20 protein-coding genes are annotated in these 22,481 nt (G+C 59.8%); 4 read left to right on the top strand and 16 right to left on the bottom strand.

Annotated elements, in window-relative coordinates; translation table 11 throughout:
• Window positions 1–158 precede the first annotated feature (158 nt).
• The 8 genes from M516_RS0121570 to M516_RS0121535 all read right to left on the bottom strand — a co-directional run bounded on the left by M516_RS0121570 (window position 159) and on the right by M516_RS0121535 (window position 8,686).
• The gene (locus M516_RS0121570) at window positions 159–1,181 is read right to left on the bottom strand and encodes an NADH:flavin oxidoreductase/NADH oxidase (protein ID WP_029100953.1); all 1,023 of its coding nucleotides are present in this window, start codon (window positions 1,179–1,181) and stop codon (window positions 159–161) included.
• A 253-nt stretch (window positions 1,182–1,434) separates the two neighbouring features.
• Window positions 1,435–2,031, bottom strand: a complete 597-nt coding sequence (locus tag M516_RS0121565; RefSeq protein WP_141669813.1) for a DUF4309 domain-containing protein — start codon at window positions 2,029–2,031, stop codon at window positions 1,435–1,437.
• A gap of 318 nt (window positions 2,032–2,349) precedes the next feature.
• The gene (locus tag M516_RS0121560; RefSeq protein ID WP_029100951.1) at window positions 2,350–2,610 is read right to left on the bottom strand and encodes an HPr family phosphocarrier protein; all 261 of its coding nucleotides are present in this window, start codon (window positions 2,608–2,610) and stop codon (window positions 2,350–2,352) included.
• An 18-nt stretch (window positions 2,611–2,628) separates the two neighbouring features.
• Complete coding sequence (locus M516_RS0121555; protein ID WP_035290530.1) at window positions 2,629–4,545, bottom strand: PTS fructose transporter subunit IIABC; 1,917 nt, start codon at window positions 4,543–4,545, stop codon at window positions 2,629–2,631.
• 17 nt (window positions 4,546–4,562) lie between these two features.
• On the bottom strand, window positions 4,563–5,477 hold the full coding sequence (gene pfkB, locus M516_RS0121550) for a 1-phosphofructokinase (protein ID WP_029100949.1): 915 nt from the start codon (window positions 5,475–5,477) through the stop codon (window positions 4,563–4,565).
• On the bottom strand, window positions 5,474–6,229 hold the full coding sequence (locus tag M516_RS0121545) for a DeoR/GlpR family DNA-binding transcription regulator (RefSeq protein WP_029100948.1): 756 nt from the start codon (window positions 6,227–6,229) through the stop codon (window positions 5,474–5,476). The genes pfkB and M516_RS0121545 overlap by 4 nt, the downstream gene beginning before the upstream one ends.
• Before the next feature lie 282 nt (window positions 6,230–6,511).
• Window positions 6,512–7,615 carry a citrate synthase/methylcitrate synthase gene (locus M516_RS0121540; protein WP_029100947.1) on the bottom strand — a complete coding sequence of 368 codons (1,104 nt, stop codon included), beginning with the start codon at window positions 7,613–7,615 and terminating at the stop codon, window positions 6,512–6,514.
• Window positions 7,616–7,771: 156 nt separating this feature from the next.
• A complete protein-coding gene (locus M516_RS0121535; protein ID WP_029100946.1) occupies window positions 7,772–8,686 on the bottom strand; it encodes a LysR family transcriptional regulator in 915 nt (304 codons plus the stop codon).
• Window positions 8,687–8,796: 110 nt separating this feature from the next.
• On the opposite strand from M516_RS0121535, the gene M516_RS24170 reads away from it, so the two are divergent.
• Entirely contained in the window at window positions 8,797–9,723 is a 927-nt protein-coding gene (locus tag M516_RS24170) for a DMT family transporter (RefSeq protein ID WP_051188332.1), read from the top strand.
• On the opposite strand, the gene M516_RS0121525 is transcribed toward M516_RS24170, so the two are convergent.
• Window positions 9,635–10,522 (bottom strand): LysR family transcriptional regulator, encoded by an 888-nt coding sequence (locus M516_RS0121525; protein WP_029100945.1) that lies wholly within the window; start codon window positions 10,520–10,522, stop codon window positions 9,635–9,637. The two genes, M516_RS24170 and M516_RS0121525, sit on opposite strands and share 89 nt — an antisense overlap.
• A 168-nt stretch (window positions 10,523–10,690) precedes the next feature.
• Between M516_RS0121525 and M516_RS0121520 the strand changes: the two genes are divergently transcribed.
• The 3 genes from M516_RS0121520 (at window position 10,691) to M516_RS0121510 (ending at window position 16,396) form a co-directional block, all read left to right on the top strand.
• Window positions 10,691–12,352, top strand: a complete 1,662-nt coding sequence (locus M516_RS0121520; protein ID WP_029100944.1) for a DUF6583 family protein — start codon at window positions 10,691–10,693, stop codon at window positions 12,350–12,352.
• A gap of 195 nt (window positions 12,353–12,547) precedes the next feature.
• Window positions 12,548–15,667 (top strand): S8 family serine peptidase, encoded by a 3,120-nt coding sequence (locus M516_RS0121515; RefSeq protein ID WP_029100943.1) that lies wholly within the window; start codon window positions 12,548–12,550, stop codon window positions 15,665–15,667.
• Between the two features lie 180 nt (window positions 15,668–15,847).
• On the top strand, window positions 15,848–16,396 hold the full coding sequence (locus M516_RS0121510; protein ID WP_029100942.1) for a hypothetical protein: 549 nt from the start codon (window positions 15,848–15,850) through the stop codon (window positions 16,394–16,396).
• Between the two features lie 29 nt (window positions 16,397–16,425).
• Here the strand turns inward: M516_RS0121510 and M516_RS0121505 are convergent, their stop codons facing one another.
• The 7 genes from M516_RS0121505 to M516_RS0121475 form a co-directional block, all read right to left on the bottom strand.
• The gene (locus M516_RS0121505; RefSeq protein ID WP_029100941.1) at window positions 16,426–16,782 is read right to left on the bottom strand and encodes a cupin domain-containing protein; all 357 of its coding nucleotides are present in this window, start codon (window positions 16,780–16,782) and stop codon (window positions 16,426–16,428) included.
• 92 nt (window positions 16,783–16,874) lie between these two features.
• On the bottom strand, window positions 16,875–18,563 hold the full coding sequence (locus tag M516_RS0121500) for a methyl-accepting chemotaxis protein (RefSeq protein WP_029100940.1): 1,689 nt from the start codon (window positions 18,561–18,563) through the stop codon (window positions 16,875–16,877).
• 99 nt (window positions 18,564–18,662) lie between these two features.
• Window positions 18,663–19,256, bottom strand: coding sequence for an NAD-dependent epimerase/dehydratase family protein (locus M516_RS24510; RefSeq protein ID WP_029100939.1), 594 nt, complete (start codon window positions 19,254–19,256; stop codon window positions 18,663–18,665).
• A gap of 16 nt (window positions 19,257–19,272) precedes the next feature.
• Entirely contained in the window at window positions 19,273–19,854 is a 582-nt protein-coding gene (gene clpP, locus M516_RS0121490; RefSeq protein ID WP_029100938.1) for an ATP-dependent Clp endopeptidase proteolytic subunit ClpP, read from the bottom strand.
• Between the two features lie 94 nt (window positions 19,855–19,948).
• On the bottom strand, window positions 19,949–20,191 hold the full coding sequence (locus M516_RS0121485; protein ID WP_029100937.1) for a hypothetical protein: 243 nt from the start codon (window positions 20,189–20,191) through the stop codon (window positions 19,949–19,951).
• Window positions 20,188–20,784 (bottom strand): winged helix-turn-helix domain-containing protein, encoded by a 597-nt coding sequence (locus tag M516_RS0121480; protein WP_029100936.1) that lies wholly within the window; start codon window positions 20,782–20,784, stop codon window positions 20,188–20,190. Before M516_RS0121480 ends, M516_RS0121485 begins: the two co-directional genes overlap by 4 nt.
• Before the next feature lie 272 nt (window positions 20,785–21,056).
• On the bottom strand, window positions 21,057–22,340 hold the full coding sequence (locus M516_RS0121475) for a S8 family peptidase (protein WP_029100935.1): 1,284 nt from the start codon (window positions 22,338–22,340) through the stop codon (window positions 21,057–21,059).
• Between the last annotated feature and the right edge of the window lie 141 nt (window positions 22,341–22,481).

Below are 22,481 nucleotides of genomic sequence, written 5' to 3'. Positions count from 1 at the left end.
GTTTTACCGCGGCCGATAAATCCCGATTAAACATATCGGTTTTTCAACATTATACGGTGCTGAATTCTCCTTTGTCAACCGCTTCCAGCCTATCACGGCCGCGGAACCCGCGCTTGTCATGTGTCCGCTACCGATTCCCGCACGGCAGAACTGCCCGTTTAAAAGGCGCGGCCGTACTGCTTGGGCGGTACAACCTCGCCGGAGACGGTGCGGATCGCGTGCAGCGCCCAGTACGGGTCGCGCAGCATGCCCCGGCCCACCGCCACCAGGTCGGCGTCGCCGTTGCCCAGCGTCGCCTCGGCCAAAAGGGGATCGTCCAGATTGCCCACGGCGATCACCGGCACATCCAGCGCCTGCTTGATCGTCCGGGCCATCGGCACCTGATAACCGGGGTGGATGCCCGGCCGTCCCCCCGAACCGATCGGCCCTTCGCCCCCGCTGGAGATGTGGAAGATGTCGACCCCCGCCTCTTTGTAGCGGCGGCACAATTCCGTGCTGTACTCCAGGCCGTAGCCGCCTTCCACGTATTCCACCGCGGAGATCCGCATGATCAGCGGCATGTCCTCCGGCATCACGCTCTTGACCGCTTCGATCACCTCCACGCCAAACAGCGCGAGGTCCCTGCCGTACCGGTCATCCCGCTTGTTCGTGAGCGGCGAGTGGAACTGGTGGATCAAATAGCCGTGGGCGCCGTGGATCTCGATGGTGTCCATGCCGGCTTCCACCGCCCGTCTGGCCGCTTCCCGGAACTTGACGACCATCGCCTGCACTTCCTCCGTGGTGAGGGCGCGGGGCGTCTTGTATTTGTCGCTGAACGCGATCGGAGACGGCGCGACCGGCACCTCGGCATCCTCCGCCTTGCGACCGGCATGAGCGATCTGCACGCCGATTTTCGCCCCGTACTTGTGCACCTCCGACACGATCCGGGCAAACGCCGGGATGTGCTCATCCGACCACAATCCCAGGTCGTAGTCGGAAATGCGGCCGTCCGGTTCGACGTCGGTCATCTCCATGATGATCAGGCCCGCTCCGCCGACGGCGCGCGAGACGTAGTGGACAAAGTGCCAGTCGTTCGGTTTCCCGTCCTTGGCCTCCACCGAGTATTGGCACATGGGCGGCATCACCACCCGGTTTTTCAAAGCGAGCCCTTTCCATTGAAAAGGGGCAGACAAAAGAGCCATGACTTCCACTCCTTCCCTTTTTCTTCATCTTCGCAAATGACCGCCGCATTCGCAACGTCTGGCTGCACTTTGCTGCACTTTGCCCCGCCTGGACGTGAAACGACCTTTTACCCAACAACGGCCCCAAAAAAGCAAGGAACTCACCCAATAGGGGAGAGTTCCAGTTTGCTGGGCGTCAAGAGAGCGAGCGGACACCATCACACATGCGCCACAGACCTTGTCTGCACGCTGAGCAAGACAGCGTACGGTCTGTTTATTTTTCCTGAAGCGTTATATATTTGACAGGATTGGTATCAAAAACGACTTTTAGCAAATAGTCATTTCCTGCATACTCCAGAATGAAAGTGTCATTTCCCGTATCATCCAGTACCTCACGAGAAGGGGTTCCTAGCATTTCCTTAATATCAAAAGGTTTGCCGGTAAGATTCACGATTTTTGGGTCAGCATATATAACGATAACTTTGCTATTCTCGTTGAGTTCATCAATGGAATTGGCATAATCCTCAAATCCCAGACTAAAACCATCGTAATACATGGCAAACCCATACTCATCATTTCCAGTGCGAGCCGGTTTTCCCAACTTCTCGATTACTTCCTTTTTCGTTGCTCCGAGTCCAATTGACACACCATTTAATTGTCCATTTTTCGCTTTCTCTAACATGTCAGATGTAACAGGATTCGTTGAACTGCCCGCCACTGTTTCAGAATCCACCTTCTTTACAGTGTCAGATTTTACAGAATTAATTGGACCGCTCTCTGCTGTTTCAGAACTTGTCGAACACCCGAATAACACCATTGAACAAAGAAGCCCCACACAAAAAAACGTGCGATACATTCTACGCAATGACATCACCTTCTCCTCTCAAATAAATTTCCATTTTTATGTCATATTGGAAATTATATAGCTAAACTGGGGTTCATTAAAAGGATTGGGGAAGTTACAATGCAAGCGATGCTTGTTTATGCCTGCGTAAGCCTCCAAAACTAGCCAACTGTCTGTGGAAAACGAGGAGAAAGGAGCTTCGTGCTGTTACGGGCCGCTTCTTTTATTGCGCATATATGCGCATATACGTCAAAAACTCCCTCTCTGCGCTTGCAGAAGAGGGAGTTTGGCTGCGGTCTGAGGAACCCTCCCCATACGGGTGAGTCCCAGTCTCATATTTGTTTTCTATTCGTGAACCATTTCGAGGATCCTGCCCAGTTCCTCCATGGCCGCTTGTTCCTGTTCGCCGCTGACTTCCAGCGTGATTTCGTCGCCTTTGGCCGCGCCCAGGGTCATCACGCCCATAATGCTTTTGCCGTTCACTTTTTTCGTGCCTTTGACGAGGCTGACCTCGCAGTTGAAAGACGTCGCCTTTTGCACGAACAGCGAGGCGGGACGTGCGTGCAGGCCCGTCGGATTTTGAATGACGAAAGTTTTGGTCAGCATGTTGCATCCACTCCTTGTTTATTCTGCTGCTTCTTTTGCTTCTCGCTTGAGCAGGTTGATCATCAATGCCGTTACGACCGTACCGGCCAGAATCGAAACCAGGTACAGGACGGCGCTGCCCACGACCGGAAGAACGAACAACCCTCCGTGGGGGGCAGGCAGCGTACAACCGAAGAGCATCGACAGACCGCCTGCGACTGCGGAGCCCACCATGATCGAAGGGATGACGCGCGTCGGGTCGGCCGCGGCAAACGGGATGGCCCCTTCCGTAATGAACGACGCACCCAGCACCCAGGCGGTTTTGCCTGCCTGCCGTTCCTCATCCGTAAACTTCTTCTTGAACAGCAGCGTCGCCAGCGCCAGGCCCAACGGCGGGGTCATCCCTGCCGCCATGATCGCCGCGTGGGGAGCGAAGTTTCCTTCGGCAATCATCGCGATCCCGAACGTAAAGGCCGCTTTGTTCACCGGACCGCCCATATCGAACGCCATCATGGCCCCCAGCACCATGCCCAAGAGAACGGCATTGCCCTGATTCATGTTTTTCAGCCAGTCACCCAGCGCCGCATTGGCGGCGGCCACCGGCTCGGACACGACGTACATCATGACAAAGCCGGTAATCAAAATCCCGAACAGCGGGTAGAGCAGCATCGGCTTGATGCCTTCCAGGGACTGCGGCAGTCCGGCAAACAGCTTTTTCAATCCGGCTACCGTGTAGCCTGCCAGGAAGCCGGCAATGATCCCGCCCAGGAACCCGGCGCCGGAAGAAGCCGCCAGCATCCCGCCGACCATGCCGGGCGCAAAGGCCGGGCGGTCGGCGATACTCTTGGCAATAAACCCGGCCAGCACGGGGATCATCAGGCCAAAGGCTGTTCCGCCGCCGATATCCATCAGCGCCTTGGCCAGCGGGTGGAAGGACGGGTCGTTCGGATCGGCCGCCTTAATCCCGAACATGAAGCTGAGGGCGATGATAATACCGCCGCCCACGACAAACGGCAGCATGTTGGATACCCCGTTCATCAGGTGCTTGTAGAAGGCGGGCTGCTTCTGTTTGTTCTCGGCTTTTGCCATCTCAATCTTCTCCTGATAGCCGGCCGCCGCTTCGCCGCTGTAGACGGTCCCGTCCCGGTTCAACGCACGTTTCAACAGCGCTTCCGCGTTGCGGATGCCTTCCGCCACCGGCACCTCAATCACGACTTTGCCGGCAAAGCGGTCCATGTCCACCTGTTTGTCCGCAGCCACAATGATGGCTGCCGCTTCGGCGATGTCTTCCGCCGTCAGCTTGTTTTTCACCCCGCCGGAGCCGTTGGTCTCCACCTTGAGGGAAATGCCCATCTCGTCGGCTTTCTTTTTCAACGCATCGGCGGCCATGTAGGTGTGGGCGATCCCGGTCGGGCACGCGGTTACGGCCACGATTTTCACCCCGGCACCGGCCGGCGCGTCGGAAACGCTTTCAGTTTCGCCGTGAATGTCCTGCTCTTTCCGGCTGATGATGTCCAATACCTGTTCCTTGGTTTCCGCCTGCATCAACTGCTGCCGGAACGATTCGTCCATCAGCATCTGGGAGAGCAGCGCCAGCGTCTCCAGGTGCGCCTGGTTGGCGTCCGCCGTCGCCGCGATCATGAAGAAGAGATGCGCTTTTTGCTGGTCGAGCGAGTCAAAATCGATCCCCTCTTTGGAAAAACCGAAGGCGATACTGGGCGTTTTGACCGCTGCCGTTTTGGCGTGCGGGATGGCGATCCCGTCCCCGATCCCGGTCGAACCTAGTGCCTCGCGGGCCAGGATCGCCTGTTTCATCTCTTCCCGGCTGTGCAGACGACCGGCTTCGTCCAGCTTCGCGATCAGTTCGTCAAGCACTTCCTCTTTTGTCGTCGCTGACAGATGAAGCACAATCGTATCGGCCTTCAGCAAATCGACAATGCGAATGTGATGCTGCATGGTACAGGCCCCCTTTTTTATTCCACTTTGATCACGCTGATCTCGGGTAAAAATGCGCGGATCTTTTCATGCGTACAAAATCCTTCCGACAGTGCGGTCGTGCTCCCCGCCGCAACGGCAAAGCGAAACGCCTCTTCCGCACGCCATCCCTTTGTATGCGCATACAGGAATCCGGCGACCATGGAGTCTCCCGCTCCGATCGAGTTGACCGGTTTTCGCTCCGGAATCCGAGCGGCGTATGCCTCTTCACGGTTGACGAACACGGCGCCCTGGCCGGCCATGGAGACGATCACGTTCTCCGCGCCCAGTTCCAGCGCTTTCCGCCCATAGGCGATCGCGTCGTCGTGCGTGGAAATCGCCACCCCGAACAGCTCCCCCAGCTCGTGATGGTTGGGCTTGATCAGAAACGGCCTTTCCGACAATCCGCTCCGCAGCGCCTCTCCCCTCGCGTCCAAAAACACGCGGACGCCTCTGCCCCGGAGCCGTTTCATGATCGTCGGATAGATGTCGAGCGGCAAACTCTTCGGCACGCTTCCCGCCAGCACCAGGTAATCGTCCGGCCCCAACCGGTCAATCTGCGCAAACAGCCGCTGAAGCGCTTCCACCGGGATTTCCGGGGATGCGCCGCTGATGTCGGTCTCGGTGTGGGCTTTGATCTTGATGTTGATTCGCGAATCCTGCTCGATGGAAAGAAACTGGTGCACAATGCCGGCCCGCTCGACCTGCTCCCGGATAAACGCGCCCGTAAATCCGCCGACAAATCCCAGGGCCGTGCTGTCCACTCCCAACAGCCGCAGGACTTTGGAGACGTTGATGCCTTTTCCCCCCGCATCCTTCCACTCTTTGTGCGCCTCGTGTATGGTCCCTTCGGACAAAGAGGGAACCCATACGTGGTAGTCGATCGAAGGATTCAAGGTTACTGTGTAAATCATGCTTTCACCACTTTTAGATTTGTTAATCGGCTGTACGCCTGCTGTTCCTCTTGCGACAAGCCGTCGTCGGTGATCACCGTCACCTCGCGCAAGTCGGCCACTTTGGCAAACGTCACGCGGGAGAACTTGTCGGAGTCGCACAGCACGAACCGCTCGTCGGAGAACTGCAGCGCCAACTGCTTCACATACGCTTCGTCGGGGTCCGGCGTGGTCAAGCCGTGGTGCTTGTCGACCCCGTTCATGCCCAGGAAGCATTTGTCGAAGCGGTACTGGCTGATGGTTTTGAGGGCATCCCGTCCCACCAGCGACAATGTTGCCGCTTTCAATTCTCCGCCGATCAGAATCGTCTTGATGTTCCGTTTGATCAGCTGCAGGGCCATGTCGGGACCATTGGTCACCACGACGATGTTGTCGTAGGGAAGGAAAGGCAGCATCTGGTACGTGGTCGTACCGGCGTCGATGAAGATCGAGTCCCGTTCCTGCACCAGACTGGCGGCATACTGGGCGATCGCCGTTTTCTCCTTCTCGCGTTTGACCGCTTTTTCCAAAACGGTGGGTTCTTCAATCTTGTTTTGCAAGGAAGACGCCCCGCCGTGAACGCGCTTGAGCAGCCGCTGTTCTTCCAATTCGCTCAGGTCGCGCCGGATGGTCGACTCGGATGCCCCTGTCGCTTCCACCAGCTCGTGGATGCGGACAACGTCCTTTTCTTTGAGCAGGGACAAGATGACGTGATGACGTTCAGGGGTTAGCATCGCACCCTCCTTTCCGGGATGAGAGACAAAACTTTTCGAATTCTCCCATGATTATATCCCAAATTTCGATCATAAACAACCATAAACGAGCAATATCAATCATTATCCAATCAAAAACGGTCAAGCAGGCAGGAAAACCTTCCAGGAAAGCCCGTTGGAAGAAGCCGGTTTCCGCCAAAAAACAGCCTGCTCCTCCAGAGCGGCTGCCCAAAAAGAAAGGAGCAGTCCCCACAGGGCTGCTCCCGTCAGATGCACGGACTGTATCGACAGCCGCGCAGGATATTATTCCGGCATCGGACCGGTGTAAATCGACTGCGGACGAATGATCCGATTGTTTTTGGCCTGCTCCAGGATGTGGGCGCTCCAGCCGACGACGCGGCTGACGGCAAAGGTCGGCGTGAACAGGGAATCGTCCAGCCCTACCGCCCGCATGACTGCGGCGGCAAAAAACTCCACGTTGGTGTTCAGCTTGCGGCCCGGCTTGTATTCCTCCAGCAGCTTCAACCCCACCTGTTCCACGTGCGTGGCCAGGTCAAACCACGGATCGTCGCCGGAGAGCTGCGACGCCACGACGCGCAGCGCGGTCGCGCGCGGATCGACGGTCTTGTACACGCGGTGGCCGAAACCCATCAAGCGTTCTCCTTTTTCCAGCTTGGCGCGCAGCCACGGTTCGGCGTTTTCCTTGGTGCCGATCGCTTCGATCATCTCGGTCACTTCGGACGGCGCGCCGCCGTGCAGCGGTCCCTTCAGCGCCCCGATGGCGGCCGTGATCGAGGAAATCAGGTCGGACTGGGTGGAGCTGACGACGCGTCCGGAGAACGTGGAGGCGTTCATGCCGTGCTCCTGCGTCAGAATCAGGTAGGCGTCCAGCGCGCGCACATGGGCCGGGTTGGGCTCCTGCCCCTTCAGCATGTACAGGTAGTTGGCCGTGTGATCCAGGGCGGGGTTGGGATCCAGCGGCTCGCGGCCACAGAGGCGGGCGTAGCGGTACGCCACGATCGTCGGCATTTTCGCCGTCAGGGAAATGACCTGGTCCAGCGTCGGCGGCCAGCCGTAATCGGCGCTGCCCAGTGTGGAAACGCCGGTGCGCAGCACGCTCATCATGTCCACGTCGGCCGGGATCAGGTCGAGAATGCTCTTGACGTGGGCCGGCAGTTCCCGGTTTGCTTTCAGTTTGCCCTTCAGCTCGGCCAGCTCCTGCTCGTTGGGCAGATGGCCGTACCACAGCAGATGGGCCACTTCCTCAAACGTATGGTTGATCGCCAGGTCGCGCGCCCAATGGCCGCGGTAGACAAGCAGGCCGTTGAGGCCGTCCACCAGGCTGAGGTCCGTTTCCGCGACCGCGATGCCTTCCAAACCAATGGCTAACGTATGCTGTTGACTCATCCACGCCACTCCCTTTTCTCCAGTCTCTTCGTCTCCATTTCTCTTCTTATCAGTATATCGATTAAAAAACGTTAAGGGAAATAGAAGAAAACAGGCGTATTAATTGCAAGTCGTGATCAATTCAGTTCTCCCGTACGCCGCCTGCCGGTTGTCTCCTCACGACCGCCCCGCCCCGTGCACCTCCGGCAGCGGCGGATACAAGGCGGCCAGGATGTCGACAAAGCGCTGGGCCGGTTCGCTTCCCCCCGTTTTCGGCAGCACCAGGTAGGAGGCCACCTTCGGCATGACCAGGCCGGGGGTGGGCAGTTCCATAAAGCGGTTTTCGAACAGCTCCCGGCTGATGGCCGAGCGGGGCAAAAAGGAGACGCCCAATCCCTCCTCGATGAACGCCTTGGTAATGTCCACCTGGGAGACGGCCATGGTCCTCAGCGACAGTCCGCGCTGCCTAAGCAGAAGCAGCAGATCGTCCCAGTAGCCGGGGTGATTGTGCGTCAGAAGCCGCTTGGTTTGCAGCTCCTGCTCCCAGTCGGGCAGCGGCGCCTCCATGTCCCCGCCGCTGTGCGGGACGGCAAACACGACCGGATCTTCGTACAGCCTGTATGTATGCAAATTGAGTTCGCCCGGGACCATCCGCGTCAGCCCGAGATCGGCCTGCCCGCTCTGCACCAGCGGGCCGATCTCCACGGACTCGGCGATTTTGATGGAGAGGTCCACGTCCGGATACAGCTTGGTATAGCGGTGAATCAAATGGGACAACCGCGTGCGGGCGATGATCGGGGAGACCGCGATCTGCAGCTTCTCCCGGTACCCCTGCCGCCACGCCTGAAGGTCCTCCAGGCCGTGGTGCCATTGTTCCAGGAGCCCTTTGGCATGGGGCAGAAAACGCTTCCCGGCCGGTGTCAGCCGGACGCGTTTGCCCACCCGCTCAAACAGGTTGATTCCCAATTCCTTTTCCAAAATCCGGATGTGCTGGCTGACCGTCGGTTGGGCGATAAACAACGCCTCAGCCGTCTGGTGAAAATTTTCCGTGGCGGCCGCCATGACAAAGGTTTGCAGCACCCGAAAATCCACGGCGCTCCCTCCTTCATGATAACCATGCGTTATATCATTCTGCCCAATCGGTAGTACGTCCTGTTTTCCCGCCGTAGGTACGATGAAAGAAAAAGAAAGGAGAGAAGGTCGTGCTCGTCGGATACGGACTGATGTGCCTGATCTACGGCACGTCGTATTTCGCGATCAAACTGGGACTGGCGGAAGGCATGCCGCCGCTGCTGTTTGCCGGTCTCCGCTTTTTCCTCGCCGCCGTCCTCGTTCTGGCGGTACTCGCCTGGCGCCGGCAGCTTGTTCCGCTTCGCCTGCGCGAATGGGCGGAGGTGGCGCTTTTGGGCGTGCTGATGACGACCATCCCCTTCGCCGCCCTGTTCTGGAGCGAGCAGCACATCTCCTCGGGAACCGCCGCGCTGTTGGTCGCCACGGCGCCCGTGTTCACCACGCTGATCAGCGTCGTGTGCAGACAGATGAGCTGGCGCTGGTACGTGCCGGCCGGACTGCTGCTCAGCCTGGCCGGCACCGCCTGTCTCGTCGGCTGGCCGGCGGCGGAGCCAGGCGGCAGCATCCACGCGCTCCTCGGCAAATGGGCGATTGTCGTCTCCGAGCTGTTCTTTTCCTGGGGGGCGGTTCGCTCCCGCGCCTGGGTCGCCCGGCTGACCCCGTTCGTCTTCAACGGCTACCAGATGCTGGCTGCCAGCCTGGTCCTCCTGCTCCTGTCCGCGGTCACGGAACCGGTGAGCGCCGTCCGTTTTACCGACCTCTCCCTGGCCGCGCTTGCCTATCTGACGGTGGTCGTGTCCATTGTCGCCTCCACGCTCTACTACCGGCTGGTCCAGGCGACCAACGCGGCGTTTCCCACCACCTGGACCTACGTGGCCCCAGTCATCGCCCTGGCGATCGGCGCCGTGTTTCTCGGCGAAGAGCTGACCGCCACCTCGCTTGCCGGCAGCATCGGGGTGCTGGCGGGCGTCATTCTGCTGAACGGGGAGAGCTGGGCTCGCCTGTTTCCGCTTCGCACAGGCGGACGGCTTCACGTACCGCCCCTGGATGACAAATAAGCGAGATCGTGCGGCCAAACGGCTGGCAAAACGGCCGCACGACCAGCCCTTTGTCCCCCAGCGAAGCGGCCGCCATCTCGGGCACGATGGTCAGCCCGTTGCCCATGGCCGCGTACGCCAGCAGGGAATCGTTGAAATCCAGCTCCAGCAGGTGCGCTGCCTGCACGCCCAAGCGGCGGCATTGGCGGCGAAAGTCTTCGCGAATGTCGCACGGGTCGCGGTGGATCAGGAGCGGTTCGCGGCAAAACGCGGCGAAGTCCACCGCCTCCTTTTCCGCAAGCGGATGGTCGGCCGGGAGAACGGCCAGGTACGATTCGTGAAGCAGCGGACGGGTAAGAAACGGCGTGTCTCCCGCCCTGTTTTGCACAAGGACGGCGTCCACCGTCCCCTCCTCCAGCAGCGCCGTCAATTCCTCCGACGTATCCTTGACGACCAGCGCAACCTTCCCGGCTTCCCCGGCGGTGTACGCCGCCACCCGCTCGGGCAGGTAGTGGTTGGCCACGCTGGGCAGCGCGCCGATGCGCAGCCGCTGCTGCTCGCTGAAGCGTTTGATCCCCGCCACCGTCTCCTCCACCTGCTCCAGAATCAGACTGGCCCGCTCGTACAGGTAGCGGCCCGCCTCGGTCAGCTCGATCCCCGTCCGCTTCCGGTGGAACAACCGACAGCCGAGCTGCTTTTCCAGCAAGGCCAACTGTTTCGACAGCGCCGGCTGCGAGAGGTACAGCGCCTTGGCCGCTTTGTTGAGGCTCCCCTTTTCGGCGGTCGCCACCAGGTACGCCAACTGTTCAAGCCGAAACATGGTTGTTCCTCCTCATCTTCCCTGGATGATTTTCCTTGTTTTAAAAATTTTTCTCAAACGCACGGGCATCATTTCCGCTTCCTTGTGGTACAATACGAAGTCGGGTGCAAAAATCCTTTCCACAGCGCCCCCCATATAGAGAAGAGAAACCATGCGAGGAGGAACATTATGGAAACCACGACAAACGTGAACCCGCCGCGCAAACGCTTCAACAAGACGCTGCTCGTGATCGGGGCGGCCGGGATCGCGGTGCTGGGCGGACTGGGCGCAGCGTACGCCAAGCTGGATTTGTTCAAAAGCGCCAAAACGGTCTATCTGGAGGCGGAGGCCAACAACTTTGCCCAGTTGTCCGACGACTTTTCCCAATCTTTTAACGAATACGAAGAGTACATCAAACCGTACCTGGAAAAACCGGTTCACTCCACGACCGAACTGAGTCAAATCGCCGTCGACGGCACCCCCGCCGACCCGCAGGCCGAAAAAATCCTGGACCTCTTGAAGAGCGCCAAACTGGTGATCCAGTCCAACGCGGACGAATCCAAGCGGCAGCAGTCCGGCGGTGTGGAGGTGCATCTGAAAGACCGCAAGCTCCTTACGCTGGAATATGTCTTCGATGACACCAAAATGGGCTTCCGGCTCCCGGACTTTTACCCCAAATACGGTTATGTGGACCTGAAAGACCGCGACACGATCAAGGCGCGATATGGCGAAGAGCTGCCCAAGCGCCTGATCACGTCCCGCGACTTGTACGAGGCGCTGAAAGTCTCCCGCGATGAAGTGGCCAGCGTGCTCAGGCCGTATGCGCTCCTGTACGCGGAAAGCCTGAAAGACAGCCAGGTGACGATCAACAAGAACGCCTCCTTCTCCGAGGAAGGCTACCAGACGAGCGCCCGCGAGGTGACCGTCACCTTCACCGATGAGGAAGGAAAAGCGCTCCTGACGAAAATAGCGGAAAAGGCTAAGGCGGACGACAAGCTGTTCGACCTGATCTACGGCCGCTACCACAACGTCGCCGTGCTGCTGAAAGACAGCGGGTATCCGGACGTGCAGGAACTGTCCAAAGAGGAGTTCAAGAAAGAATACGTCAAGGTGTTTGACGACATGCTGGCCGAATGGAAAAAGACCGCGAGCACGAACGACCAGCTCAAAATGGTGGTGCTCATCAACAGCGACGACGAAATCCTCTCCCGCAAGCTGGTGATCACCGGCGAACAGGGCAAGGAAGAGCAAAACTTCTGGCACAGCGTCGCCTTTGCCAACGGAGCCGACACGTACCGCCGCTACTCCCTGTTTGTCGACGACGACGGCCAAAAAGGCGAGATGACGTTCCGCTACAAAGGCACCACGCACAGCGACAAAACGACCGGCACCATCGGCTTCCTGTTCAACGCCGAACCGGAAGTAAAGCTGGATCTGTCCACCACGTTCGAAACCAGCAAGCAGGACAAAAAGGAAACGGGCAGCTACGACTTCAAGCTGAACCTGAAGAGCGCGGATCAGCCAGACGACATTGCCCTCTCCGGCCGCATCACCACGTCGATGACAAAAACCGACAGCGAACGCGATTCCGAAGGCACGATCAAGGTGAATTTCGACAAGGCGGCGCCCGACATGCCGAAGGGCATCAGCCTGAACGTAAAAGTGAAGGAAGCGTTTGGCAAACCGCTCAGCATTCCGGCCATGACCCCGGACAATGCCGTCAACATCGCGACGGTGACCGACGAAGAAATCATGGCCATCCAGCAGGAAGTGGCCGACGCCGCGCAGTCCTTCATGATGAAGCACCAGGATTTGTTCCAGGAATTGATGCCGGCCGTGCCGATGCAATAACGGATTGGACGCCGAATCCTCCTTCCCCCGCGGAAGGGGGATGTTTTTTTGTCTCTGTCCCCCTGTAAAAACAGGGGAATTTTTATCGAAACATGACGAAAAAAAATAATTTTTTTAACAAGGGAATCTCTTCCACAATACCGAAAACCATTAGCGATTTTATGAATGTTTATTTTTCTGGTAGGAGGAGAAAGTGTGAAAAACACGAGAAAAACCGTTGCCTCGCTCTCTCTCGCAACTGTCCTGTTGCTCACGTCCCTGCCGTACAACGCCTACGCCTCGGAGAAGCTGAGCAGACAGGAGCTGTCCAAGCTGAACAGCGTCACCAACGCGGTCGTCACCGAGGGGACCGGGGCCGCCAAAATCTCTCCCCGTCTCAACACGGAATCCGACAAAAAGGTGAGCGTCATCGTCCAGTTCAAATCGGAACCGGCGGCCGTATCGCAGGAATACCGCCGCGGCTCCCGCTCGACCAGCCCGCAGGAGAGCCGGGTCGCCCGGGAGCAGTCCTCTTTCCTGAAAGAAGCGCGGAAAAAGAACATCGACCTTGACGTGGAGCGCCAGTTTTCCCTCGTGTTCAACGGCATGGAGCTGACCCTGCCGGCCAACGACATTCCCAAGCTGGCCGAACTGCCGCAGGTCCAGGCTGTCTACGAAAACAGCACCTACTCCGTCCCTGATGTGGAACCGGCCCAAAGCGGCTCGTACAAGTACGACATCGCCCCGCTGAAGCAGATCGGCGTCCTCGACATGTGGAACGCAGGGCTGGACGGCAGAGGATTGAAGGTCGGGGTGATCGACACCGGCGTCGACTACCTGCACCCTGACCTGAAGGATGCCTACAAAGGCGGCTACGACTCGTTCGACAACGACAAGGACCCGTACGAAGAAGCGCCCATCTCCCCGGATGACGACCGCAGGGGAACGGGATACGAAGGGTCTTCCCACGGCACGCACGTCTCCGGCACCATCGTCGGACGGGCCAAGAACAAGCGGTCCGACGTCCAGGTAAAAGGGATTGCCTACGCCGCCGACCTCTACGTGTACCGCGTATTGGGCCGTGACGGCGGCAGTTCCGCGCAGGTGATCGACGGCATCGAAAAAGCGGTGAGAGACGGCATGGACGTCATCAACCTGTCGCTCGGCTCCAACATCGAAAAGAACGCCGACTCCCCCGACTCGATCGCGGTCAACAACGCCATGCGGGCAGGCGTGATCACGGTTATCGCCAACGGCAACGCGGCGCAGGACGAGCCGGGGCGATACTACTATACGGCCGGTTCGCCGGCCGGGGCCAAACTGCCCATCACGGTAGGCGCGGTGACATCGCCGAGCGTGCTGTACGACGCCTCGGCCACTTCGTCCCTGGGCCAAACCTACAACTTCCACGTGATGGCATGGCAGATCAATCAGGCCAACTTCCGGGAACTGATCGGCACCGATCCGCTGCCGGTCGTGTACGCCAACCTGGGTTCCGCGCAGGACTTTGCCAACGTGAACGTAAAGGGCAAGGTGGCGCTTGTCTCCCGCGGCACGCTTGCGTTTACGGACAAGATTCTCAACGCCAAGAAGGCCGGCGCAGCCGCCATCGTCATCTTCAACGGCAACGACAAGGACGGCGACGGACAGGCCGACCTGGATCTCCCGCCGGAAGAGCGCGGCGATTACATCGCCACCATCCTGGGCGATCAAATGGAGGGGATTCCCACCTTTGACATGAGGGGGGTGGAAGGACGAGCGCTGGCCAAGGAACTGCTGAGCGACCCGGCCAAGGCCTCGTCCCTGACGTTCACCTTCTCCGGCGACTACCCGACCACCAATGATCCCGGCGACAAAATGGCCGGATTCAGCTCGCGCGGTCCGGTCCTGGGCGACAACTACGCCATCAAGCCGGACGTCTCCGCTCCCGGCGTCTCCATCCTCTCCAGCGTTCCCGCCTGGGGCAAGCTGATTGAGGACGCGCAGTACAACAAGGCGTACGCCCGCTTCAACGGCACCAGCATGGCGACGCCGCACGTGGCCGGCCTGGCGCTGCTGTTGAAGCAGGCCCATCCGGAGTGGACCCCGTTTGACGTCAAAGCGGCGCTCGCCAACACGGCGGAACGCCTCTACGACGAGGAAGACACCCTGTATGACGTCTACTCCCAAGGCGCCGGACGCGTAAACGGTCTGGCCGCGATGAAGACCCCGGCCGTGCTGCAAACCGTGGAGCAGGTGACCATCCTCAACGAAGACTACGAGCCGGAGACGATCACCAATTACGGCGCCAACACCAGCTTTGGCCTGTTGAAGGCGGGCAGCGCCCCGGTCAGCAAGACCCTGCAGTTGAAAAACACGTCGAAAACGGACGTCACCTACGATGCGGAAGTGATCATGCACGAGGCCGTCACCACCGACCCGTGGCATCCGAAAGAGACGCCCGACGTCCGCGACATCAAGGTGAAGCTGTCCAGCGATACGATTTCCGCCAAAGCGAAGAAACGGACGAGGTTTACGCTCAGCCTCGCTCCCGATAGCGACGCCAAAGAAGGCGTGTACGAAGGGGAAGTGCTTCTGAAGAGCAGGGACGAGAAGTACCCGGACCTGCATCTGCCGTTCGTCGTCCACGTCGGCGACAAGCCGGAGGACACCCACTTCGGTCTGGCCGACATGAAGCTCTCCAGCGCAACCCTCTCTCCCGACGGGGATGGCAAGGATGACACCATCACCGTAGAGGCGATACTCCAGGCGACCGGGGTCAACCTCATCGAACTGGAGGCGTGGAGCCTGGACGACACGTACATCGGCACGATGGCTGTCCGCTTTAACGACTTCGAGCCGTTTGCGCCGGGGCCGTTTACGATCTCCAACATCGACGGCACGTACGTCACCGGTTCGCTGGTACCGAAGCTGCTGCCGCCGGGCAAGTACAAGCTGCGCCTCGTCGCCTACGTCATCGATCCGGAAACCGGGGAAGTGGCGGACACCTACGAGCTGTGGAAAGCCCTGCGGGTAAAAGAAGCGGCGACCGACGAGACCGCGAAGAAACAGGCGCGCAGCAGCCTGAAAGAGACGGCTGACGCGTTCCAAGCGGACGTCGCCAACACGGAGACGATCGGCGAAGCGGTCCTGGCGCTGCCGACCGAATCCGAGGACGTCTCCTACGCGGTCACCAAAAGCTCCAAGCCGGAGCTGATCGATGACAACGGCGTTCTCGTCGCCCTTCCGGAAACGGGCAGCGAAACGGTCACGCTTTACGTCACGATAACCTCCAAGGACAATCCGGACGAGCAGGAAACGGTGAAGGTAAAAGTCACGCTGAAGGGGCAGGAGTAGCCAAGATCCCTCCCCTCCACGTCAACAAGCAAAAAGGGACAGCCCTTTCTCCCGCGGGACGAAGGGGCGGTCCCTTTTTTCATTTCGCATGCCGCGCATGACGGTATTCCAATGGCATCGCAAACCCGGTAAAATAGGAACGTATGTTTTGCTGAATCAAAAAACAGGGAGAGGTCGTTCATGTTTCTGCCACAAGACACTACATCCATGGTCCTGCTGTTGATCGCAGTCGGCTTGATCGTCTTCTCCGCCCGCGCCTTGTTCAAAAAAGCGAAAAAGGCGCTGCGAAAACGGTATTTCGCCGGCCTGATCAGCGGAAAGGCGCTGCTGATCGGGACGCTCTTGCTCGGGGGCGGAGATGACGTGCAGACACTGCTGCGTCTCACTCCGTCTCCCTTCCAGCAATTCATGCTCGCTTCCGATTTTGACCTGGATTACAGGGATAACCGCATTCTCTTTTCCAAGGACAAGGCGGTCTCGGGGTATGTTCAATTCGAGGAGCAGCGCGCGACCGTGTTTCTGTCGGCCGAAATCGGCTACCCCCAAAGCGTGCAGACCGTCTATGAGGCCGTGAATGCGTTCGCCCCGTCCGCCCAAGCGGTCTCGTCCATCCAGGAGCTGATCAGGCAAAAAGTGAACCGCCGGATTCTCCTCCCGAACGGGTACGTGGAAGTAAAGGGAAGCAAAGTGGAAGTGCGGCTGGAGCGCCCCCTTGCGACACCCCTCTGATTCAGGCCGCAGGGCGGCCGAAAACAATGCTATATGGCGGTCATAAACGCGTCCGGGTCCAGCCCTTCTCCTTCGATGACAATGGCGACCATGCCGCTGTCGCTGCCCGACTCGTGCCCTTCTCCCGCCGTCCAAAAGGCTGCCTGGCCGGCGCGGATGGGCGTGCGGCTCTCCTCTTCGCCGCGCACCCAGCCCTCGCCCTGGACGACGAGAAAGAGCTGGTGGACGACGGCCGGATGATAACCGAGCACACCGCCCGGCCCCAGATGGATACAGCCGATCGACACCGCTCCCGGCGTACGCACGATCCGGGAAATCGCGGCATGGACCGACCCGTAACGGTCAATCGTCCGTCCGACGCCTTGCTCAAATCGAAACAGTTTCATCGCATGCCCTCCTGTGGCTTCCCGGCATCCAGGATGCCCGTTTTTTTCGGCTGCGCCCAGAGCCGCCACGCCTGCGGCTTTCTGACGCAGCGCTATACCTTGAACCGGCCCATCAGCTTCTCCAGTTCCTCCGCCAGACCGGCCAGCGAAGCGGCCGAAGCGTGAATCTCCTCCATGGACGCCAACTGCTCCTCGGTCGCCGCCGACACGTCCAGGGTCCGGGCGGCGGTCGTTTCGGTGACGCCGGCGATTTCCCGCATCGCCTGCGCCACCTTCTCCGTACTGGCGGTCAGCGAACGGGAAGCCGCCGAAACCTCCTGGATTTGTCCCGTCACGTCAAGAACAGCCGCGCGTATGCGGGCGAACGCTTCTCCCGCTTCCGACACGCCGGCCATGCCGGCCGCGACTTCTTCCGTTCCCCGCTGCATGGAGACAACCGCCTCTTCGATCTCGCTTTGGATCGTCCCGACGAGCTGCGTGATTTGTCCGGCCGATGCGGACGCCTGTTCCGCCAGTTTCCTCACCTCATCGGCCACAACCGCAAACCCTCGTCCGTGTTCTCCTGCCCGCGCCGCTTCGATCGCCGCATTCAGGGCCAACAGGTTGGTTTGGCCGGCGATGTCCGTGATCGCGTCGACGATCTGACCGATCTGCCGGGAGCGCTCTCCCAGCCCTCGCACCAGGCGGGACAAATGGTCGATGGTTTCGCTCATCCCGTTCATGCGGGCAACAGCCTCCTGGATGGTGCGGTTGCCGTTGGTGGCCAGTTCAGACGTATCGACGGCCGCTGCCGTCACACGCTCCGCGCGGCTGGAAATCTGTCTGATGCCGGCAGCCATCTCCTGCACCTCGCGTGAGCCTTCTTCCACGCCCTGCACCTGCTTGTCCGTTCCCAGCACCACTCCCTGAACCGTCTCGGCGATTTGCTTCGCGGCCTGGCTGGTTTGTTCGGAGCTGGCGTTCAACTCTTCCGCCGAAGCCGCCACCTGTTCGGCGTGGCTGCGCACCTGGAGGATGATCTCCCGCAGATTGCGCAGCATCCGGTTAAACGACTGCCCCAGCATGCCGATCTCGTCCCTGGACGCAACGGTCAGCTCGCGGGTAAGATCGCCCTCTCCCTCCGCGATGGCCCTCAACTGAGCGTTTACCCGGTTGAGCGGGATCACGATGGAGCGGACCAGGTACCCGCCGATCAGCACGGCAAGCAGCACGGCCGTCATCGCCACGAACAGCCGTACCGACTCCGCCGTCCGCGCCTGCCGGGCAAGCAGGACCTCATCCTGCTCTTTCTCCTGCTGCACCAGCGTCACCAGTTCTTCGACGACGCGGTCCAGTTCCTTGCGCGCCTGCCGTTCCTCGCCAAAGTGCAGCCGAACCGCCTCCTCCCGCTGTCCGGAGCGGATCGCTTCCATCACCTTGTCGCTTTCCCGCTGGTACGTCCGGAACAGCGCTTCCATGCGGTCCAACAGCCGGCGCAGCTCTTCGCTGCTGCCCGCCATCTCCTTTGCCTGCGCGAAAAGCGCGTCCAGCTTCTGCGCCCTTTCCCGCATCTCCTCCGCAAATGTATTGTCCTGGCTCAACAGGTAGCCGCGTTCGTCGTTGTTTCGTCCGGTCAGGACGAACTGGATCTCCCGCAGATGCGTCAACAGTTCCGCGTCGCCCAGCATTTTGGCGTAGGCCGCCTTGATGCGCCCCTCCTGAACATAGCTGTACGATTCCGAGCCGATCATGATCGCCAGCAGCAATCCAAAAGCCAGCACAAATTTTGTCCTGATTCTCACAACGTCACCCCATGTTGAATCATGTCGAATCATTTCACCACGTCTATTTCCCGCGATTCCGTTCCCGCAAACCTGTGACGGACAAAAACCCCCGTACCGTCACGCACGGGGGAAGGCTGCGAGGGATGGCTTCGCTCCCCGCATGACTGCGCCGATCAGCCATGCGGGCAGGCCTGGATCAGGACATAACCTGTGCCGCGCAGATGGCAGGCTCTCCATGTTTCTACCGCATCCCCATCCTGGCCAGCAGCTCATCTTCTGCCGCGTATACAAACATGCCCGGCGGCACGTCGGCCGGGGGATGGACCGATTCCCAGGCGACGGTCCGGCGTATCGCTTCCGCGGGCCGTCCTCCAGCCGGCTGACCCGTCCAAACGCCCGGTACACGTCACAACTGCTGACGGCCACCAGCCGGCCGGCGATGCCGTCAAAGACCGTCATGACCGCCTGCGCTTCCGCTTCCGTGTACGGAAACAGGTCGATCACCACATCGGGGGCAAAGGACCGAAACGATTCGCGGTAGTCAGCCAGCCACCTCCTGTCGCCCCGGATGATCCGGACCCCCTGCGGCAGGGAAATGTCCGGCCGGGACTGGCCGCGGTTAAACAGTGCCGTCTCGTGTCCCGCCGCGACCAACTGCCGCACCACATGCGGACCGATAAACCGCGTTCCGCCCAACACCAGCACGTTCATTCCGGTTCCCCCTCCGTTACAGCCGTTCGATGACCTTGTCGATCAGGCCGTACGCCTTGGCCTCTTCGGCAGACAGGAAAAAGTCGCGGTCGGCGTCGCGCTCGATTTTTTCCAGCGGCTGTCCGGTGCGTTCGGCGATGATGCGGTACAGCATGCGGCGGTGCTGCAAAATGCGCTCCGCCTGGATCTTGATGTCGCTCGCCTGCCCCTGGCTGCCGCCCCACGGCTGGTGAATCATCACCTCCGCGTTAGGCAGGGCGTAGCGTTTGCCCGGGGCTCCGGCCACCAGCAGCAGAGCGCCCATGGAAGCGGCCAGACCGATGCAGATGGTAGAAACGTCCGGCTTGATGAACTGCATCGTGTCGAAGATGGCCATCCCGGCCGTGATCGAACCGCCCGGAGAGTTGATGTAGAGGTGGATGTCCTTGTCCGGGTCCTCCGCGGCGAGAAACAGCATCTGGGCGACGACGGCGTTCGCCACTTGATCGTCAATGGCGCTGCCGAGAAAAATGATCCGGTCCTTCAAAAGACGGGAGTAAATGTCATACGATCTCTCTCCGTAACTCGTCTGTTCCACGACAACCGGTACGAGATTCATCAGAATGCCTCCTTTACGGACTTGAATGGATCGCAATGGGCTGCGGCGACAGACGGCAGATGCGTTTTCCCCAGGCGGACCGGGCAAGCCTCCCCTATGCCGCCAAACGCATGTGGACGGCTTGCGGCGCGGCTGCTTTTTCCCCGCCGAAGCCGGATGAGACGACGGTCACGGTGGCCGGCCGTTCTTCCGGTCCCACCGTCCATCGGGTGACCGTGGCCTCCCGGGTCCTGCCTGCCTCCCCCGCTTTGTACGCGGGCAGGGAAACGACACTGCCGTTCCGTCCGGCGCCCGTTTCCCACACGACGACAGATTGCGGTTTTTCCTGCGGTCTCATGCTTCTTCTCCTCCTTGCGAAAGGTGCGGGTAGACGGCCAGCACCACCTGGTAGCTGTCGTCCCCGTCCGCTGACTGGTACTTCTCCACCAGCCGGTTGACCAGTTCCACGTATTCGCGGACAAAGGCGCTCCGCTGTTCCGGGCTGGCCAGCCGGATGCTGGTGTCCAGCGTGGCGCTGGGAATCTCTTCATCCCGGTCGGACCGCTCCATCAAGAGCAGCGCGTCCCGCTTGATCCGCTCCGCCATGGTGACCAGGTGCGACAAGGAGCCCTGGTCCTTGATGCGCTGAACCGTTTCCTTCGGCCAGTTCAGCGTCTCCGACAGGACGTACGTCCGCGCGATCGCCTGGTACAGCACTTCGACCAGATTGCGGACCTGGCGGGTGCCGACCCGGCGCACCAGGCCCACTTTTTCCAGCGCCTTGAGATGGTAGTTGACCCGCTGCGGGATTTCGTTGATGCCGCGGGCCACCTCGGCGGCGGAGGCAGGCTCGGCAAGCCGGCTCAGGATTTCCGCGCGAAGCGGGTTGAGCAGGGCCATCGCCTGCTCCGGCGTCTCGACCACGTATGTTTCCAACACTTCCTGTTCCACATTGAACACCTCAGAAAAGGATTCCTTCACGTAAAAACATTTTATTACGTCAGCGCCCCCAATGTCAAATGGTGGAATTGCCCCCAAACAAAAAACGCCCGTTGTCGGGCGCTGCAGAGCGCGGCATCAGCCGTTTCGGAACACGGAACACATCGGCCGCTGAACAAAAAAACCCCCGGCACGGACTGGCGCTGTGCCGGGGGTCTCCCTGCCTGTTGATCCATGCTGTGCAGGCTTTCGCCGCATCAGATCAGGCAGATGTTTTCCTCCACTTATTGGTCGCCCGCTTGGACGGTCGGGAATCCGAAGCCGGAAGCGATATCATCGCCTCCCGCAGCGCTGATGCCTCCCAGGATGTCATTCGCTTTCGCGCGGTTTTGCAGCTCGGTGCGGACATCGTTATTGCTCCATGTCGGATGCGATGCCCAGATTTTGGCTGCCAACCCGGAGATATGCGGCGTCGCCATGGACGTGCCGCTGATGGAATTGTACCCGCCGTTGTTCCACGTCGATTCGACCGCCCGTCCTGGTGCGGATACTTCCACGTCCCGCTCCTGAATCACGTAATCGCCGGCCGTTGCCGGGTTCCCCCGGGAGGAGAAGTCAGCCACACGGTACGTTCCGTTTTGCTGTACATTTTCCAGAGCGGCGACCGCTACTGCGTCCTTCAACGCTCCCGGATAGCCGATCGTATTGGCCGAAGGGCCGGAATTGCCGGCAGCCGCTACCACGAGCGCTCCTCGCTGTTGGGCATAGGTCACGGCATTGGAAATCAACGAATCCTTGACGGAGGAGCCGAGCGACATGGAAATCACCACTTTTACCCCGTTGCTGGCGCCCTGATCAGCGGCGTAGCGGATCGCGTAGGCGATGTCATCCGCATACCCGCTGCCTCCGTCGCTCAGCACTTTATACGACCACAGCTTGGCTTCCGGAGCGACGCCCCAAATCCCGCTGCCGCCTCCTCCGTTGGCGAGGATGGTGCCGGCTACGTGGGTCCCATGTCCGTTGCCGTCCGCGCAACCGTTCACGACAGGCGAACTCGTGGTGAAGTTGTAGCACTGCTCCACATTGGCGGACAGATCAGGATGCGCGGTATAGGTGCCGGTATCCAGGACGGCTACGCGAATCCCCTTGCCGCCGCTGGTGGATTGGATCGACGGATTCCGATAAATCGCTTCGATCCCCCAAGGCGTTCGATCGGAAGGAGTCGCCAATGCCTCGATGCGCCCCTCCTCCTCCTCGAACTCGGCAATCGACAGCGTGTTGACCAGCGTGACTTTCAAGGACTTGTCCGCCGTCAACTGCTTCAGCTCTTCTTCCGTCACTTCGGTGGTAAAGCCCAGGTCGTCAAAGTCGTGCCGCTCTCCAAGCTGCTGCTTCAGGCTGGCTTTCAGCGACTTGACGCTCTTCTCCGGCTGAATCAGCACCCGAAGCTTGTCCGAACTTGTGCTCTTGCTCTCATCAACAGCCCCTGCACCTCCAGAAAACGCGGACAGTACCAATGCTGCTGACAGCACCATGCCTCCCAACAACTTCTTCCTGCGCCCCTTCATGCCAATACCTCCTTTAAATGGATAAATTTGGTTTACTGCTGACTCAATTATAAACAATTCTAAAATTTAAATCAATTAGTAATTTTAGATATTTTTTCTTTTTCTTCCAAAAAGTTCTGTCCCCTCCAAAAAACCGTCAGC

This window comes from Brevibacillus thermoruber 423, assembly GCF_000454065.1.
GTDB lineage: Bacteria > Bacillota > Bacilli > Brevibacillales > Brevibacillaceae > Brevibacillus > Brevibacillus thermoruber.
The sequence above is the reverse complement of the archived record's forward strand: the minus strand, read 5'-3'. Positions and strand labels throughout refer to the sequence as shown.